We start from the raw sequence: 16715 nt of genomic DNA, 5'->3' as shown, positions 1-16715 counted from the left end.
GCGGTTGTGTTTTCGCCCCCTCCCGCGCTTCTTTGTTTTTTGGTTGCGCCCGCCCCGCCCCACCACACCCGCCACCCCCCCCGGGGGGGGGGGGGGGGGGGGCGCCCCCCCCCCCCCCGCTGCGGAAAACGGTCGCGATCAGACGTCGACCTTCTCCATGACCTCGTCGCTCACGTCGAAGTTGGCGAAGACGTTCTGCACGTCGTCGCTGTCCTCCAGCGCGTCGATCAGCTTGAACATCTTGCGCGCGCCCTCTTCGTCGAGCTCGACCTGCATGGTCGGGACGAAGCTGGACTCGGCGGAGTCGTAGTCGATACCGGCCTCCTGGAGGGCGGTACGGACCGCGACCAGGTCGGTCGCCTCGCTGATGATCTCGAAGGACTCACCGAGGTCGTTGACCTCCTCGGCGCCGGCCTCGAGCACCGACTCCAGGACGTCGTCCTCGGACAGCTCGCCCTTGGGGAGCACGACGACACCCTTCCGGTTGAACAGGTACGAGACCGAGCCCGGGTCGGCCATGGAGCCGCCGTTGCGGGTCATGGCCACGCGCACGTCGGAGGCGGCACGGTTGCGGTTGTCGGTGAGGCACTCGATGAGCACCGCGACACCGTTCGGGCCGTAACCCTCGTACATGATGGTGGCGTAGTCGGCGCCGCCGGCCTCGAGACCCGCTCCGCGCTTGAGCGCGGAGTCGATGTTCTTGTTCGGGACCGACTGCTTCTTCGCCTTCTGGACGGCGTCGAACAGCGTCGGGTTACCGTCCAGGTCGGCGCCGCCCGTACGGGCCGCGACCTCGATGTTCTTGATCAGCTTCGCGAAGAGCTTGCCGCGCTTGGCGTCGATCACGGCCTTCTTGTGCTTCGTCGTAGCCCATTTAGAGTGGCCGGACATCTGCCTGTCTCCTTCGCGTAACCCATTTCTGAACGAACCCCAGAGATCCTACCGGGATCGGATCAGCGTGCCGCGCGCACCATGTCGACGAACAGGGCGTGAATGCGGTGATCCCCGGTGAGCTCGGGATGGAACGAGGTCGCGAGCGCCCGGCCCTGCCGTACGGCGACGACATGGCCCTCGTGCTCGGCGAGGATCTCGACCTCGGCGCCGACGGACTCCACCCAGGGGGCCCGGATGAAGACGCCCTCGACGGGTCCGTCCTCGATGCCCGCGACGGTGACGCCGGCCTCGAAGGACTCGTTCTGCCGCCCGAAGGCGTTACGGCGGACGATCATGTCGATGCCGCCGAAGGTCTCCTGGCCCGAACGCGGGTCGAGGATCTTCTCGGCGAGCATGATCAGACCGGCGCAGGTGCCGTAGACCGGCAGGCCGGCGGCGATGCGCTCGCGCAGCGGCTCCGTCATGCCGAACAGCTCGGCCAGCTTGGAGATGGTGGTGGACTCCCCACCGGGGATGACCAGACCGTCGATCTCGGCCAGCTCCTCGGGGCGCCGGACCGGCCTGGCCACGGCGTCAGCCGCGGCCAGGGCGATCAGGTGCTCCCGTACGTCGCCCTGGAGTGCCAGGACACCGATCACGGGTGTGCTCATGTGTGACTACCAGCCGCGGTTGGCGTAGCGCTCGGACTCGGGGAGGGTGTCGCAGTTGATGCCGACCATGGCCTCGCCCAGGTTGCGGGAGGCGTCCGCGATGATCTTCGGGTCGTCGTAGAAGGTGGTGGCCTTCACGATGGCGGCGGCGCGCTTGGCCGGGTCGCCCGACTTGAAGATGCCGGAGCCGACGAAGACGCCCTCGGCGCCGAGCTGGCGCATGAGCGCGGCGTCGGCGGGGGTGGCGACGCCACCGGCGGAGAACAGCACGACGGGGAGCTTGCCGAGCTCGGCGACTTCCTTGACGAGCTCGTACGGGGCGCGGAGGTCCTTCGCCGCGGCGAACAGCTCGTTGTTGTCGAAGCCGCGCAGGCGGGCGATCTCGTTCTTGATCTGACGCAGGTGGCGGACCGCCTCGACGACGTTGCCGGTGCCGGCCTCGCCCTTGGAGCGGATCATGGCCGCGCCCTCGGCGATGCGGCGCAGGGCCTCGCCCAGGTTGGTGGCACCACAGACGAAGGGGGTCGTGAAGGCCCACTTGTCGGAGTGGTTGACCTCGTCGGCCGGGGTGAGGACCTCGGACTCGTCGATGTAGTCGACACCGAGGGACTGCAGGACCTGGGCCTCGACGAAGTGGCCGATACGGGACTTGGCCATGACCGGGATGGACACCGCGCCGATGATCTCTTCGATCATGTTCGGGTCGGACATGCGGGCCACGCCGCCGTCCTTGCGGATGTCCGCGGGGACCCGCTCCAGGGCCATGACGGCCACGGCGCCGGCGTCCTCGGCGATCTTCGCCTGCTCGGCGTTGACCACGTCCATGATCACGCCGCCCTTGAGCTGCTCGGCCATGCCGCGCTTCACACGGGCGGTGCCGGTCTCGGGGGACTGGGGGGAGGGGGAAGGCGTGGTGGACACGGGTACCTCACTCGTGACAACGGGTTGACGACTACGTCGAGGAAACAGTCCACCCGCGGTCCACAGCAAGGGCCAATGTGGACCCGGTGGATCGTTTTCGCAGGCCGTGGGTGTCACGCCGGACGATCAGCAAGGGCCACCGGCGGCTCGTCGTCCATTTCGAAGGCCAGCGGGAAGGACGCGTGGCCCGCGAGCCGGAACCAGCGGACCGTGCGGTGACGGCGCAGGGCGCGGGCGGCCCGTACGGCGTCGTTGTGGAAACGGCGGGCCATCGGCACCCGTCGGACGGCCTGCGCCAGCTCCCCGGCGGCCTCCTCGCCCCCGGGCGCCTCCCGTACGAGCTCCACCTGCTCCGGCTCGCCGAACACGGCCCGCAGCGCCTGGCTGAGCTCGCTCTCGGCGACCTCCCGATGGTCCTCCTCGGCCTGCCGGGCCGCGTGCGCGGCCTCGTACAGCACGATCGAGGCGGCCGGATCCAGAACACCGGAGGTGGCCAGCTCCTGGGTGACCGAGGCCCGGCGCAGCAGCTGCGCGTCCAGGGCCGCTCGGGCGGCGTCGATACGGGAGTGCAGCCGGTCGAGCCGTCCGGCGGTCCAGCTGAGATAGACGCCGATGAGGATCAGCGCGACGACGGTCCAGATCAGGGTTTCGGTCACGGGCGCAAAGGCTACCGGGGCGGCGGCGACGCCCCTTCCCGAAGGTCACGGTCCTGGGCGAACAGGACGCGCGCGGGACGGCGCCCTTGGCGGCGCGGCCGCCCCCGGTGCGCCTGACCCGCACCACCAGTGCGTCGCACAAGGGGTGCGGGTCAGGGCACGGAAGGCCTGGGCCCGCCCCTACAGGCCCAACCGTGCCCTCAGCCTCACGCGTTCGTCCGTGTCCACCGCCGCCGCGCCGTCCGTCACCGTCTCGTAGACCGCGAGGATGTCCGCGCCGACGGTCGTCCAGTCGAAGCGGCGCACATGGGCCGAGCCCCGCGCGCTCAGTCCCGCCCGGCGCTCCTCGTCGCCGAGGAGGCGGATCGCCGCGTCGGCGAGCGCGCCGGCGTCCTCGTTGGTGAAGAGATCGCCCGCCGCGCCCTGGTCGAGGACCTGCGCGAAGGCGTCCAGGTCGGAGGCGAGGACCGGCGCGCCGGCCGACAGCGCCTCGACGAGGATGATGCCGAAGCTCTCACCGCCGGTGTTGGGCGCCACGTACACGTCGACGCTCCGCAGCAGCCGCGCCTTGTCCTCGTCGCTGACCATGCCGAGGAACTCCACCCGGGAGCGCATCTCGCGCGGCAGCGAGGCCACCGCCTCCTCCTCGTCCCCGCGCCCGGCGACGAGGAGCCGGGCTCCGGGCCGCTCGGCGAAGATCCTGGGCAGCGCCCGCATGAGGACGGGCAGGCCCTTCCTCGGCTCGTCGATCCGGCCGATGAAGCCGAGGGTCTCGCCCTGCCACTCCTTCTTCGGCTCGGCGCGCGCGAAGAAGTCGACGTCGACCCCGTTGGGGATGACGACGGCGTCTCCGCCGAGGTGCTCGACGAGCGTGCGGCGCGCGTACTCGCTGACCGCGATCCGGGCGCTGATCTTCTCCAGGGCGGGCTGGAGGATCGGGTACGCGGCGATCATGGCCCGGGAGCGCGGGTTCGAGGTGTGGAAGGTGGCGACGAGCGGCCCCTGCGCCGCCCAGCACGTCAGCAGCCCAAGGGAGGGCGAGGTCGGCTCGTGGATGTGGACGACGTCGAAGGTGCCGTCGTGCAGCCAGCGGCGGACCCGCGCGGCCGAGAGGAAGCCGAAGTTGAGCCGCGCCACGGAGCCGTTGTACGGCACGGGGACGGCCCGGCCGGCCGAGACCACATAGGGCGGCAGCGGGGTCTCGTCGTCGGCGGGGGCGAGGACGGAGACCTCGTGGCCGAGCCTGATGAGGTGCTCGGCGAGGTCGCGGATGTGGAACTGGACGCCGCCCGGCACGTCCCACGAGTACGGGCAGACGATCCCGATCTTCACTCGCCGCGCTCCCCGCCCCGCTCGGCACCCACCGCGGGTTCCGGGCGCTCGTCGAGATCCGCGAGCCACAGTCGTTGCAGCATGTGCCAGTCCTCCGGGTGGTCCGCGATGCCGCCGGCGAACGCGTCGGCCAGCGCCTGTGTCATCACGGACGTCTTCTCGGCCCGCGTACCTGACTCGGGTACGTCGACGGGGCCGTGGATGCGCCCCCGCATGACCGCCGTGTCGTCGTACCAGAGCGTCACCGGCAGCAGCAGCGCGCCGGTCTGCTGGGCGAGGATCGCGGGTCCGGCCGGCATTCGCGCGGTGTCGCCGAAGAACGTGACCTCGGTGCCGGAGGCCGACAGGTCGCGGTCGGCGACCAGGCAGATCAGGCCGCCCGCCCGGAGCCGTCGCGCCAGTGTGCCGAAGGCGGAGCCCCCGGTGTGCGGGAGTACCTCCATGCCGAGGGACTCGCGGTAGGCGACGAACCGGTCGTACAGCGTCTCCGGCTTGAGCCGCTCCGCGACCGTCGTGAACGGCACGCCGAGGCAGCGGGTCACCCACACCCCGGCCAGGTCCCAGTTCGCCAGGTGCGGCAGCGCCAGGATGACGCCGCGCCCGGCGGCGAGGCCTTCCCGCAGGTGGTGGGCGTCCTTGATGTCCACCCCGTGCTCGACCTTCTCCGTGCTCCAGGTCGGCAGCCGGAAGGACTCCATCCAGTACCGCATGTACGAGCGCATGCCGGCCCGCGATAGCTCGGCGAGCCGCTCGGGCGTGGCGTCCGGCACCACGCGCGCGAGGTTGGCCTCCAGGCGCAGGACGCTCTTGCCGCGCCGCTTCCACGCGAAGTCGGCGATCCGCCGGCCGAGGCCCGCGGCCACCGGCTCGGGGAGCTTCTTGACGGTCGCCCAGCCGGCGCCGTACAGCCCGTCGCTCAGTCTGTCCTTGAACGTGCTCACGACGTCGCCCCGCTCCCACCGGCCGCGGCGGCGTCCGCCTCGGCCGATTCACGTCGTACGGTCACCACGCGCTGCCCCAGGGTCACGGCGCTGCCGACCGCCACGATCCACAGGGCGATCGGGAGCAGGATCTGGATCCCGGGCACCCCGAAGGTGTGGAGGCCGGCGAGTCCGGCGGCGACCAGTGAGATCACGAGCCGTTCGGCGCGTTCGATCAGACCGTTGACGGCGACGGGCAGGCCAATCGATTCGCCTCGGGCCTTGGTGTACGACACGACCTGGCCGCTCGCCAGGCAGAAGATCGCCACGGCGCACAGCACGTTGTCGTCGCCCTTGCCCGCGTACCAGAGCGCGAAGCCGCCGAAGATCGCTCCGTCGGCGACCCGGTCGAGCGTCGAGTCGAGGAAGGCGCCCCAGCGGCTGGAGATCCCCGCCTGCCGGGCCATGTTGCCGTCGACGAGGTCGGAGAAGACGAAGAGGGTGATGACGATGGTGCCCCAGAAGAATTCCCCGCGGGGGAAGAAGACCAGCGCACCGGCCATCACTCCCGCCGTGCCGATGAGCGTGACCGCGTCGGGACTGACGCCCCTGCGGAGCAGAAACGCGGCGAACGGTGTGAGGACACGCGTAAAAAATGCACGCGCGTACTTGTTCAGCATGGCCTTCCCGAGGTTCGGTGGGCCGCGCGGCCCCAACGACCACCGGCTCACCCATCGTAGCCACGCGCGCCCCGGCGTACGGGCGGGCACCCGCCTCGCCGCGTCGGCGTCCCCCCGAGGGCCCTCCCCCGGAGGACGGATGGACGTGCCGGGACGCCCGAGGCGACCCGGCACCGTACGACGTATGGACGGGTCCTGGTGTCGGTGCAAAGCTCGAAGAACACCGCGGGCACCGCCGGAGCCGTACCGCGAGACACCACTCCCCCACGCCCGCGTCCCCGCCGCACCGTGCGAGCAGTCGGGAGGACACATCATGGGTGACAAGGCGAACACGGCCGCCGGGGCCGCCGGCAGGGCTTTGACGGCCGACCGGCCCACGGCCGTACGGAACGTGGTGCTGGTCGGCCACAGCGGATCCGGCAAGACGACGCTGGTGGAGGCGCTCGCGCAGACCGCAGGGGCGCTGAACCGGGCGGGCCGGGTCGAGGACGGCGGCACCGTCTCCGACTACGACGAGATCGAGCACCGCCAGCATCGCTCCGTACAGCTCTCCCTCGTTCCGGTCGGCTGGGACGGGTACAAGATCAACCTCCTCGACACCCCCGGGTACGCCGACTTCGTCGGGGAGCTGAGGGCCGGTCTGCGTGCCGCGGACGCGGCCCTCTTCGTCGTCTCGGCCGCCCAGGAGGCCGACGCGATCGCCGCCTCCACCCGGATGGTCTGGGAGGAGTGCGCCGCCGTCGGCATGCCCCGCGCCATCGTCGTCACCCACCTCGACACCGCCCGCACCGACTTCGACGAGCTCGTCGCCGTCTGCGCCGACCTCTTCGGCCATGACGATCCGGACGCCGTCCTGCCCCTCTACCTTCCGGTGCGCGGCGACGAGGGCGCCGACGGGCACGCGCCCGTCACCGGTCTGGTCGGCCTGCTCTCGGAGCGGGTCTTCGACTACTCCACAGGGGTGCGGCGGGAGGGCCCGCCCGACGAGGGCCGGCGGGAGCCGATCGCCGAGGCCCGCGCCCGGCTGATCGAGGGGATCATCGCCGAGAGCGAGGACGAGACCCTGATGGACCGCTACCTCGGCGGCGAGACGATCGACGTGAAGACGCTCGTCGACGATCTGGAGAAGGCCGTCGCCCGGGGCGCCTTCCACCCGGTCCTCGCGGCCGCCCCCGCCGCCGCCGGAGGCACCCAGGGGCTGGGCACCTTGGAACTCCTGGAGCTGGTCACCGGCGGCTTCCCGTCGCCCCTGGAGCACGAGCCGCCCTCCGTGACCACCCCGGAGGGGCAGCCCCGGCCCGCGATCACCTGCGACCCCGAGGGCCCCCTGGTGGCCGAGGTCGTCAAGACCACCTCCGACCCCTACGTGGGCCGGGTCTCCCTGGTCAGGGTCTTCTCCGGCACCCTGCGCCCCGACGAGACCGTGCACGTCTCCGGCCACGGGCTGGCCGACCGGGGCCACCAGGACCATGACGTCGACGAGCGGCTCGGCGGCCTCACCTCCCCCTTCGGCAAGCAGCAGCGCCCCATGGCGCACTGCATCGCGGGGGACCTCGCCTGTGTGGCCAGGCTCGGCCGCGCCGAGACCGGCGACACCCTCTCCGCGAAGGACGATCCGCTGCTGATCGCGCCGTGGCCGATGCCGGAGCCCCTGCTGCCGCTCGCCGTCCAGGCCCACGGCAAGGCCGACGAGGACCGGCTCTCGCAGGGCCTGGCACGGCTGGTCGCCGAGGACCCGACCCTGCGTCTCGAACAGAACCAGGACACCCGGCAGGTGGTGCTGTGGTGCCTGGGCGAGGCCCACCAGGACGTCGTCCTCGAACGCCTCCGGGGCCGGTACGGCGTGCAGGTCGACGCCGTGCCGTACAAGGTGGCGCTGCGCGAGACCTTCGGCGGCGCCTCGGCGGGCCGGGGCCGGCACGTCAAGCAGTCCGGGGGCCACGGCCAGTACGCCATCTGCGAGATCGAGGTGGAGCCGCTCCCGCCGGGCAGCGGCATCGAGTTCGTCGACAAGGTCGTCGGCGGGGCGGTCCCCCGCCAGTTCGTGCCCTCCGTCGAGAAGGGCGTACGGGCCCAGGCCGCGCGGGGCGTGGCCGCGGGCTATCCGCTCGTGGACGTCCGGGTCACCCTGAGGGACGGCAAGGCCCATTCGGTGGACTCCTCCGACGCCGCCTTCCAGACGGCCGGGGCGCTCGCGCTCCGGGAGGCGGCCGCCGAGGTCGCCGTCCAGCTCCTGGAGCCGGTCGCCGAGGTCCAGGTCCTGGTGCCGGACGAGTACGTCGGTCCCGTGATGAGCGATCTGTCGGGGCGGCGGGGCCGGGTCGTCGGCACCGACCAGGCCGGTCCCGGTAGGACCCTGGTCCGGGCGGAGGTGCCGGAGATCGAGATCGGGCGGTACGCGATCGACCTGCGGTCGGTCTCGCACGGCACCGGCCGGTTCGACCGTTCGTACGTACGCCACGAGCCGATGCCCGCGCATCTCGCCGGGAAGGTCCGTGAACAGGCCTGAAAGGGACGCCGGTTGACGGAGTGACAGGGGTGGCGGTCCGCCCGGCACATGGCGGGCGGATGTCATTCGGCCGCGATATCCACAGGCGGTGACGCACACGACGGTCCCCGGTTACGCTGTGGTGCCCAGCTCAGAAGGTGTGCGGGGCGCGGCAGTTGGGAACAGCCCGCACAGGTACTCGCGCGCGATGGGGGCGGCAGTGGCGATCGATGGCTTCGGACCCGGGGCGCAGGTCCCCCTCATGGGTACGGGTGGTGGTACGGGCGCGACGAACGCGCTCGCGTCCGCCGCGTACCGGGACAGCCCGCTCAAGACGATTCAGGAGGCCGACAACGACCTCTACAAGACGGCCGTCAAGGAGGGGAAGTGGGAGAAGCTCTTCCGTCCCGACCTCGGTGAGGCCTTCTCCCGTGCCGTGCAGGTCCGGATGCTCGGCGGCGGCCGCAAGGCCCTCATCCAGTCCTTCGGCGCCGAACCCCAGCCCGTGGTCGAGCACTGTCTCGCGGCCACCCACATCCGCCGGCAGCGCGACGCCCGGCTGACCCTGGTCACCTTCGTCTGCGGTGTCCTCTTCCTGCCCGGCATGCTGCTCTGGCTCGGCGTCATCCACCTCCGTCGTATCGCCGCCGGCTCCGAGAACAAGCGGACCAGCCTCATCGGTACCGTCCTGCTGTGGGCGGCCGTGATCCTGGCCGCTCTCGTCGTGCTCAAGCTGCCCTTCGACGGAATCCTGCCGAACTACGTGCGCGCCATGATCGTGGCCCCGGTCGTCGGCTGGTTCCTCGCCCGCAGGATCTGCGAGACCTCCGCCGTCGATCTGCGCGCGCGCTGGACCGCCCTGCTCAGTGGGGGCGGCGTGGGCCCCCAGGTTCCCAAGTCCGTTCCCCAGGACCCGGGCGAGAAGTCGGCGGAGGAGCTCCGGCTGAATCTGGAGAAGCTCTCCGCCGAGCAGCAGTCCAACATCGCCTTCTACGCCGGCAGCAAGGGAATCCTCGGTCTCGGCACCCGTTGGGGCAGCTGGACCCTGGCCGAGGAGCTCATCCCCCAGGCCGGCCGGGAGATCCACGACTTCCGTGCCTGGGACGTCATCCGCAAGATCCACGACCAGCTCGCGCTGCTCGAGCGCGGCTCCCTCAAGACCGGTTTCCCGAAGCCGACCGTCAAGCACTGGATCGTCTCCGCGGTCGGCGAGGGTGCCGACGAGGTCACCCGCCCCGAGGGCGACAGCATCGTCCACTTCCAGGTCAAGCCGCACGAGATACAGCGCATCTGCAACGACCAGCAGTTCGGTGCGGGCAATCGTCACTATCTCGGCGTGCAGTTCACCCTCTGGGACGGGAACCTCGTCCTCACCATGATGGTGACGGTGACCTCGCTCCACCACACGCTCAGGATCGAGGTCACCGGTCACGCGCTCGGCCCCGTGCACGGCCTCTTCACGGCGAAGCCGAAGGCCAAGACGAAGGAGGTCTCCAAGACCGTCCGCTTCTGGGAGACCCGGGAGATCCAGCAGCCGGTGCTGGAGACCGACGACATCGTGCGGCTCGCGGTGCGCGCCCCGCTCACCTGGTACCCGCCGGTCCTGGAGTTCCTCGGCGGCAAGATGGTCCTGCCCGAGCCCTTCGGCCTGCGGCACGTCTGGGCCGGTCCGCTCTGGAAGAACCGCTTCATGGCCGACGACGCCATAAGGATGGCGACGCCGGTCCTCCGCGCGGTCCACTCCGCCACGCTCAAGATGCTCGACGAGCACGGCGTGGACACGGAGCGCTTCACCAACCGCTCGCTGATCCTCGGCGGCGGCGTCCAGGAGCCGGGCCCCAAGAAGGCCGACGTCTACGACGCCTGACGGGGACCCGCGCGGTACGACAGAGCCGTACGACGAGGGGCCCGGGCCACGATCGTGGCCCGGGCCCCTCGTCGTACGGAGCGCAGACGGATCAGACGGTGGCCGGCCAGGCGTCGGCCAGCATCTTCCGGGTGTCGGCGAGGAGCTGGGGCAGCACCTTGGTGTGCCCGACGACCGGCATGAAGTTGGTGTCCCCGCCCCAGCGCGGCACCACGTGCTGGTGCAGATGGGCGGCGATGCCGGCGCCCGCGACGGCACCCTGGTTCATGCCGATGTTGAAGCCGTGGGCACCGGAGGCGGCCCGCAGGGCGACCATCGCGCGCTTGGTGAAGTCGGCGAGCTCCGCCGTCTCCGCCGCGTCGAGATCCGTGTAGTCGGCGACATGACGGTAGGGGACGACCATGAGGTGACCGCCGTTGTACGGGTACAGGTTGAGCACGGTGTACACGCTCTCGCCCCGCGCGACGACCAGACCGTCCTCGTCCGACTTCGACGGAATCGAGCAGAACGGACAGCCGTCCTCGGCGCCCGGCCCGGTCGGCTTGTTCTCGCCCTGGATGTACGCCATTCGATGAGGCGTCCACAGGCGCTGGAACGCGTCCCGCGTCCCGACTCCGATCTGCTGCTCCGGCTCAGTCGTCATGCTGTGCAGCATATTGCGTCGCCCGTTCGGAACGTGTCGCCGGGGCGGAAGATCCATGCAGCGGCCATGCTGATCCGATGGACGTGAGACCCGAGAAGCAGGAGCGCTGGGACCGTCGCATGGAGAAGCCGCTCGCGGTGGCGTCCCTGCTCTTCCTCGCCGGGTACACGGTACGGGTGCTCGCCCACGGCATGGACCAGGTCTGGCTGGACCTCTGCCTGGCGGTCACGCTCGGGTCGTGGGGCGTCTTCGTCCTCGACTACGTGGTGCGGCTCCGGCTCAGTGGCCTCGGTCCCCTGCGCTTCCTCCGCGCGCATCTCCTGGGCACCGTCGTGCTGCTGCTGCCGCTGCTGAGGCCGTTGCAGATGGTGAAGATCTACGAGCAGATCCAGCGCCGCCACGACAAGCCGCGCCTGACCCTCTACGCCCGCGTCATGGCCTACTCCAGCCTCACGGTCGCGCTGCTCGGCTTCGCGGGCGCGCTCGCCGTCTACCAGCACGAGCGCGGCGCCCCGGGGGCCACGATCCGCACGTTCGGCGACGCCCTCTGGTGGGCGGCCGAGACGCTGACGACGGTGGGATACGGGGACGTGACCCCGGTGACCGCGATGGGCCGGTTCATCGCGGTGGGCATGATGGCGTGCGGAGTCGCCCTGATCGGGGCCGTCACGGGTTCGTTCTCGTCCTGGCTGATCCAGACGTTCAGGCGGGAGGACGAGAAGAGGCCCCCGGGGGGTACCCCGGGGGCCTCCTGAGTCCGTGCGACCGGCGGATCAGACCTGGACGCGGTCCTCGACGACCTTGGCGATCTTGGCGATGGCCTCGTCGACGGGGATGCCGTTCTCCTGCGAACCGTCGCGGTAACGGAAGGAGACGGCGCCGGCGGCCATGTCCTCGTCACCCGCGATGATCATGAACGGGACCTTCTGCTTCTGCGCGTTGCGGATCTTCTTCTGCATCCGGTCCGAGGAGGAGTCGACCTCCACCCGCAGGCCCTGCTTCTTCGCCTTGACGGCGAACTCGTGCAGGTAGTCCACGTGCGCGTCGCCGATCGGGATGCCGGTCGCCTGGACGGGCGCCAGCCACGGCGGCATCGCACCCGCGTAGTGCTCAAGGAGCACCGCGAAGAAGCGCTCGATCGAGCCGAACAGCGCGCGGTGGATCATGACCGGGCGCTGCTTGGTGCCGTCCGGGGAGGTGTACTCCAGGTCGAAGCGCTCGGGCAGGTTGAAGTCGAGCTGCACGGTCGACATCTGCCAGGTCCGGCCGATGGCGTCGCGCGCCTGCACCGAGATCTTCGGGCCGTAGAACGCGGCGCCGCCCGGGTCGGGGGTGAGCGGGAGGCCCTGCTTCTCGGCGACCTGCTGGAGGACCGCGGTGGCCTCCTCCCAGATCTCGTCCGAGCCGACGAACTTCTCCGGGTCCTTGGTGGACAGCTCCAGGTAGAAGTCGGTCAGGCCGTAGTCGCGCAGCAGGTTCAGGACGAAGGTGAGGGTCTTGTCGAGCTCCTCCGCCATCTGCTCCTTGGTGCAGTAGATGTGCGCGTCGTCCTGGGTGAAGCCGCGGGCACGGGTCAGGCCGTGCACGACGCCCGACTTCTCGTACCGGTACACGGTGCCGAACTCGAAGAGGCGCAGCGGCAGTTCACGGTACGAACGGCCGCGCGCGTCGAAGATCAGGTTGTGCATCGGGCAGTTCATGGGCTTGAGGTAGTAGTCCACGCCCTCGTCGAGCTGCATGGGGGGGTACATGCCCTCGGCGTACCAGTCGAGGTGACCGGACTTCTCGAACAGCTTGCCCTTGGTGGCGTGCGGCGAGTAGACGAACTCGTAGCCCTCCTCCTCGTGGCGCTTGCGCGAGTAGTCCTCCATGACCCGGCGGATGATGCCGCCCTTGGGGTGGAAGACCGCGAGGCCGGAGCCGATCTCGTCCGGGATGGAGAAGAGGTCGAGCTCGTTGCCCAGCTTGCGGTGGTCGCGCTTCTCGGCCTCGGCGAGGAAGTCGAGGTGGGCCTTCAGCTCCTCCTTCGACGGCCAGGCGGTGCCGTAGATGCGCTGGAGCATCGGGTTCTTCTCGCTGCCGCGCCAGTAGGCGGCGGCGTTGCGCATCAGCTTGAACGCCGGGATGTTCCGGGTGGTGGGCAGGTGAGGACCGCGGCAGAGGTCCTTCCAGCACAGGTCACCGGTCTTGGCGTCCAGGTTGTCGTAGATGGTCAGCTCGCCGCCGCCCACCTCGACGCTGGCGCCGTCGTCGGTCGACGCCGAACCCTTGATGCCGATGAGCTCCAGCTTGTACGGCTCGTCCGCCAGCTCGGCGCGGGCGTCCTCGTCGGTCACCACACGGCGGGCGAAACGCTGGCCGCGCTTCTGGATCTCCTGCATCTTCTTCTCGATGACCTTGAGGTCCTCGGGAGTGAAGGGCTTCTCGACGTCGAAGTCGTAGTAGAAGCCGTCGCGGACCGGCGGGCCGATGCCCAGCTTGGCCTCGGGGAAGAGCTCCTGCACGGCCTGGGCCATGACATGGGCGGTCGAGTGGCGCAGGATGTCGAGACCGTCCGGGGAGGAGATCTCGACGCCCTCGACGAGATCGCCGTCGGCGAGCTCGTACGACAGGTCCTTCAGCTCGCCGCCGACGCGGGCGGCGACGATGGTGCGGTCGTCGGCGAACAGGGCGCCGGCGGTGGTGCCCGCGCTCACCGCCCTCTCCTCTGCTTCCGAGGCGGACTGGACGGTCACACGGACATCAGACACGGGTACTCCGTACATAGGGGCGCAAGCAGACACGAGGTGCCGGCGCCGGCGGTGCGCGACAGAGACGAGGTGCCGCGCACCGCTGATCCTACCGAGGCGACCGACCCGCCCGCGAAACGGTTTCTCCCAGCTCGCCGCCGGTGCCGCCGCTATCCCTCGTCCGGGCCGCACGCCTCCTCGAAGAAGTCGAGGTTCTCCTGGAGCGCCTTCATCAGCCGGTCCCTCTCCGTCTCGTCGACCTGCACGGGGACGACCCCGGACGCGTCGGTGAGACGGCGGAAGCCGCCCCGGCTCTCCAGCCGCCCCACCACCCGGATCGGGAGGCCGACGAGATGGGCGTGCCCGGCCGTGCGGTACGCCTCCTCGTCCAGGCTGACGCGGACGTGCGGGACCTCCGCCCCGCCGAGCACCCGGAGGCGTACGGTGCCCTCGCCGCGCGGCCCGGAGCGGCGCATGCGGACGACGGCGCCGGTGAGCCGGACCGGTACGGAGGGCTCGTCGGTCAGGTAGCGGGCGCTCGCCTCGCGCAGGGCGGGCAGGTCGCCGGGTGAGAACTCGACCGGTTCGGGCCGGGTGGCGCAGCCCTCGGGCGCCCCGGCGGACGGGGCCCAGGCCAGAGCGATCCGGGCGCCCTCGGTGCCGCGGACGAGCGCGACGAGGGCCTCGGTGAGTTCGCGGCTGACGCCCGCCCCGACGGCGGCGTCGAAGGCCTCCATGCCGCCGGTGGCCCGCTGGTAGTCGGTGGCCTCGCGGGCCGCGTGGAGTGCGTGGTAGAGCCGGACGGCGATCGGACGTCCGGGTTCGACGGGCAGGAAGGCGGTGAGGCCGCGCCCGCCGGGTGCCGCGGCGACGACGACGGTCTCCAGGGAGGCCTGGGCGGGGCGCCGGTGCCGGGCCCCGTAGTAGCCGGCCCGGCCCCGTACGGCGAGGGCGCCGGCGAGGAGGAGCTGGCGGGCGGCGGATCTGAGCTGTTCCTGCACGGTCCAGGGGACGGTGCCGGCGGGGCCCGGGGGCACGTCGCGCCACCAGCGGATCTCGTCGCTGGGCACGGCGAGGCCGGTGAGGACCTCACGGGCGGAGGGCGTGGCGCTGCGGGCGAGGGCGGTGAGCGCCTCGCCGATCAGGTCCTCGCAGTCCGGGAAGGCGCGGCTCTCCGGGACGAGGAGGCTGGTTCCGGTGCCGCTGCCGGGCGGGGTCCAGCGGCTGTAGCGGCCGGCCGCCCCGCCTTGCCGGCGCCATCCGTGGCGGGCGAGGAGGGCGCCGAGGACGCGCGGGTCGACCCTGCCGGGGTCGGGTGCTCCCTGGCTCTCGGCCCAGGGGCCGATGGGCGGGGCGGGCACCCCCGTCCAGTGGCCGGGGGTGTCGCCGGGTGCCGGATGGGGCCGGTAGGGCGGAGGAACGGGGGCGGGGCCGCGCCCGGCCCCGCCCCTCTCGTCCCCGAACCCCGGTTCGTCGATCGGTCGGTGCATCAAGGTCTCCCTCCCACGCCGACCCGGGTCATGATCTCGCAGAGCGCCCGGTCGTCGAAGATCCGCGTCGTCGGGATGCGCACGGTGGTCCGGCGCCGTCCCGTGACCGGGTGTCCGGCCAGGTTGGTCCAGTAGCAGCAGTGCCGCAGGTCGAGCCGGTCGTGGTCCGCTCTCAGCCAGTCGTCCTGCGACCTCGGGACGAGCATCACGACCAGGATCTTGTGCACGGACACCGGGGACCTGGCGAGTTTCACCAGGTGGTCGTTGTCGAGGGTGAACGAGAAGGTGCTTCCGGGCGGGCGCGGCGGGATCTGGTAGGTGCATTTGAGCTGCACCTTGATGGTCACCTCGTCGTCGACCGTGTGGCCGGGAGAGCCGTGGCTCACGTGCCAGTCGATGCCGTTGTCCGGAAAGGGCTGGGACAGCGAGCAGCCGGCCGCGGCGGCGACGGCGTGCAGGTATCCCACCTGAAGGGTCTCCATGCAGGCGGTGGTGGCGAGTGAGCCGCGCGTCGGTGCCAGCCGCTGGGGCGGCAGCCCTCCCGACTCGGGCTGGGCGAGCGCCATGTCGATTTCCTTCCCCGTCCCTTCTGTTGTGACCGGTCCGCGTACGGCGCAAACAGTCCGGGTATCACCGTTTCGGGGCAGGGGGTTGGCCATCTGCCGCACGTGTGCAGGGAGTTCAGGGATGACGATGCACTGGTACGAAGGGCCCCTGGCCGCTTTCGACACGGAGACCACGGGAGTCGACGTCGAGGGCGACCGGATCGTGTCCGCCGCCCTCGTCGTACAGGACACGGCCGGGGCACGGCCGCGAGTGACGCGTTGGCTGGTCAACCCGGGCATACCGGTGCCCGAGGGGGCCACCGCCGTGCACGGGCTGACGGACGATCACCTCCAGCGCAACGGCCGGTGGCCGGCTCCGGTGATGGAGGAGCTGGCGCGCGCGCTGGCGGAGCAGACCGCGGCGGGGCGCCCGCTGGTGGTGATGAACGCGCCGTTCGATCTGACGATCCTCGACCGCGAGCTGCGCAGACACCGGGCGTCCACGCTCGGCGACTATCTGGCGAGCTCTCCGCTGTGCGTCCTCGACCCGCGGGTCCTGGACAAGCACCTGGACCGCTACCGGAAGGGCCGTCGGACGCTGACGGACCTGTGCGCGCACTACGAGGTGGAGCTGGCGGGGGCGCACGACGCGGCGGCGGACGCGACGGCGGCGCTCGATGTCGTACGGGCGGTGGCGCGGCGTTTCTCGTCCCGGCTCGAACGGCTGACGCCGGCGGAGCTCCACACGCTGCAGTCGGTGTGGCACGCGGCGCAGGCGCGGGGGCTCCAGGCGTGGTTCACCCGGCAGGGGACGCCGGAGACGGTGGATCCGTCGTGGCCGCTGCGGCCGGAACTGGGCACGGCGGCCTGACACATGACAGAGGCCGGTCCGTCTTTCGA

At 71.1% G+C, this 16715-nt stretch carries 15 protein-coding genes; 4 read left to right on the top strand and 11 right to left on the bottom strand.

The genetic code is table 11. From position 1 onward, the window contains the following. Positions 1-138: 138 nt before the first annotated feature. The 7 genes from ACH4MY_RS23035 to pgsA form a co-directional block, all read right to left on the bottom strand. On the bottom strand, positions 139-891 hold the full coding sequence (locus ACH4MY_RS23035) for a YebC/PmpR family DNA-binding transcriptional regulator (protein ID WP_364295321.1): 753 nt from the start codon (positions 889-891) through the stop codon (positions 139-141). Between the two features lie 62 nt (positions 892-953). Then, entirely contained in the window at positions 954-1544 is a 591-nt protein-coding gene (gene pdxT / locus ACH4MY_RS23030) for a pyridoxal 5'-phosphate synthase glutaminase subunit PdxT (protein WP_398005586.1), read from the bottom strand. 6 nt (positions 1545-1550) lie between these two features. After that, positions 1551-2465 (bottom strand): pyridoxal 5'-phosphate synthase lyase subunit PdxS, encoded by a 915-nt coding sequence (pdxS, locus tag ACH4MY_RS23025; RefSeq protein WP_317874515.1) that lies wholly within the window; start codon positions 2463-2465, stop codon positions 1551-1553. Positions 2466-2578: 113 nt separating this feature from the next. Continuing rightward, the gene (locus ACH4MY_RS23020) at positions 2579-3121 is read right to left on the bottom strand and encodes a hypothetical protein (RefSeq protein WP_398005585.1); all 543 of its coding nucleotides are present in this window, start codon (positions 3119-3121) and stop codon (positions 2579-2581) included. Between the two features lie 180 nt (positions 3122-3301). Continuing rightward, complete coding sequence (locus ACH4MY_RS23015; protein WP_398005584.1) at positions 3302-4453, bottom strand: glycosyltransferase family 4 protein; 1152 nt, start codon at positions 4451-4453, stop codon at positions 3302-3304. Further along, entirely contained in the window at positions 4450-5394 is a 945-nt protein-coding gene (locus ACH4MY_RS23010; protein ID WP_398005583.1) for a phosphatidylinositol mannoside acyltransferase, read from the bottom strand. The genes ACH4MY_RS23015 and ACH4MY_RS23010 overlap by 4 nt, the downstream gene beginning before the upstream one ends. Continuing rightward, positions 5391-6053, bottom strand: coding sequence for a phosphatidylinositol phosphate synthase (gene pgsA / locus ACH4MY_RS23005; RefSeq protein ID WP_398005582.1), 663 nt, complete (start codon positions 6051-6053; stop codon positions 5391-5393). Before pgsA ends, ACH4MY_RS23010 begins: the two co-directional genes overlap by 4 nt. A gap of 313 nt (positions 6054-6366) precedes the next feature. On the opposite strand from pgsA, the gene ACH4MY_RS23000 reads away from it, so the two are divergent. Both ACH4MY_RS23000 and ACH4MY_RS22995 read left to right on the top strand, forming a co-directional pair. Next, complete coding sequence (locus ACH4MY_RS23000; RefSeq protein ID WP_398005581.1) at positions 6367-8562, top strand: elongation factor G-like protein EF-G2; 2196 nt, start codon at positions 6367-6369, stop codon at positions 8560-8562. Positions 8563-8749: 187 nt separating this feature from the next. Continuing rightward, on the top strand, positions 8750-10408 hold the full coding sequence (locus ACH4MY_RS22995) for a hypothetical protein (RefSeq protein WP_398005580.1): 1659 nt from the start codon (positions 8750-8752) through the stop codon (positions 10406-10408). Between the two features lie 91 nt (positions 10409-10499). On the opposite strand, the gene ACH4MY_RS22990 is transcribed toward ACH4MY_RS22995, so the two are convergent. Then, positions 10500-11063, bottom strand: a complete 564-nt coding sequence (locus tag ACH4MY_RS22990) for an HIT family protein (protein ID WP_398005579.1) — start codon at positions 11061-11063, stop codon at positions 10500-10502. A 65-nt stretch (positions 11064-11128) separates the two neighbouring features. Here ACH4MY_RS22990 and ACH4MY_RS22985 point away from each other — a divergent pair, with 65 nt between their 5' ends. Beyond that, on the top strand, positions 11129-11806 hold the full coding sequence (locus ACH4MY_RS22985; RefSeq protein ID WP_329276779.1) for an ion channel: 678 nt from the start codon (positions 11129-11131) through the stop codon (positions 11804-11806). 18 nt (positions 11807-11824) lie between these two features. Here ACH4MY_RS22985 and thrS read toward each other — a convergent pair whose 3' ends face one another. The 3 genes from thrS to ACH4MY_RS22970 all read right to left on the bottom strand — a co-directional run bounded on the left by thrS (position 11825) and on the right by ACH4MY_RS22970 (position 15836). Then, a complete protein-coding gene (thrS, locus tag ACH4MY_RS22980) occupies positions 11825-13801 on the bottom strand; it encodes a threonine--tRNA ligase (RefSeq protein ID WP_398005578.1) in 1977 nt (658 codons plus the stop codon). A gap of 149 nt (positions 13802-13950) precedes the next feature. After that, on the bottom strand, positions 13951-15270 hold the full coding sequence (locus ACH4MY_RS22975) for a hypothetical protein (protein WP_398005577.1): 1320 nt from the start codon (positions 15268-15270) through the stop codon (positions 13951-13953). After that, positions 15270-15836 carry a DUF4365 domain-containing protein gene (locus ACH4MY_RS22970; protein ID WP_398005576.1) on the bottom strand — a complete coding sequence of 189 codons (567 nt, stop codon included), beginning with the start codon at positions 15834-15836 and terminating at the stop codon, positions 15270-15272. The genes ACH4MY_RS22975 and ACH4MY_RS22970 overlap by 1 nt, the downstream gene beginning before the upstream one ends. A 121-nt stretch (positions 15837-15957) precedes the next feature. On the opposite strand from ACH4MY_RS22970, the gene ACH4MY_RS22965 reads away from it, so the two are divergent. Continuing rightward, a complete protein-coding gene (locus tag ACH4MY_RS22965; RefSeq protein WP_398005575.1) occupies positions 15958-16686 on the top strand; it encodes a 3'-5' exonuclease in 729 nt (242 codons plus the stop codon). The last annotated feature ends 29 nt before the right edge of the window (positions 16687-16715 follow it).

The sequence above is a fragment of the Streptomyces sp. NPDC017246 genome, assembly GCF_044331325.1.
Taxonomy (GTDB): Bacteria; Actinomycetota; Actinomycetes; order Streptomycetales; family Streptomycetaceae; genus Streptomyces.
The sequence above is the reverse complement of the archived record's forward strand: the minus strand, read 5'-3'. Positions and strand labels throughout refer to the sequence as shown.

Bases quoted from the DNA above. Each gene is read 5' to 3' on its own strand.
- ACH4MY_RS22985 (WP_329276779.1), top strand. From the start codon at position 11,129: ATGGACGTGAGACCCGAGAAGCAGGAGCGCTGGGACCGTCGCATGGAG.
- pgsA (WP_398005582.1), bottom strand. From the start codon at position 6,053: ATGCTGAACAAGTACGCGCGTGCATTTTTTACGCGTGTCCTCACACCG.
- ACH4MY_RS22990 (WP_398005579.1), bottom strand. From the start codon at position 11,063: ATGCTGCACAGCATGACGACTGAGCCGGAGCAGCAGATCGGAGTCGGG.
- ACH4MY_RS22995 (WP_398005580.1), top strand. From the start codon at position 8,750: ATGGGGGCGGCAGTGGCGATCGATGGCTTCGGACCCGGGGCGCAGGTC.
- ACH4MY_RS23000 (WP_398005581.1), top strand. From the start codon at position 6,367: ATGGGTGACAAGGCGAACACGGCCGCCGGGGCCGCCGGCAGGGCTTTG.
- ACH4MY_RS22965 (WP_398005575.1), top strand. From the start codon at position 15,958: ATGACGATGCACTGGTACGAAGGGCCCCTGGCCGCTTTCGACACGGAG.
- ACH4MY_RS22975 (WP_398005577.1), bottom strand. From the start codon at position 15,270: ATGCACCGACCGATCGACGAACCGGGGTTCGGGGACGAGAGGGGCGGG.
- ACH4MY_RS22970 (WP_398005576.1), bottom strand. From the start codon at position 15,836: ATGGCGCTCGCCCAGCCCGAGTCGGGAGGGCTGCCGCCCCAGCGGCTG.
- ACH4MY_RS23035 (WP_364295321.1), bottom strand. From the start codon at position 891: ATGTCCGGCCACTCTAAATGGGCTACGACGAAGCACAAGAAGGCCGTG.
- pdxT (WP_398005586.1), bottom strand. From the start codon at position 1,544: ATGAGCACACCCGTGATCGGTGTCCTGGCACTCCAGGGCGACGTACGG.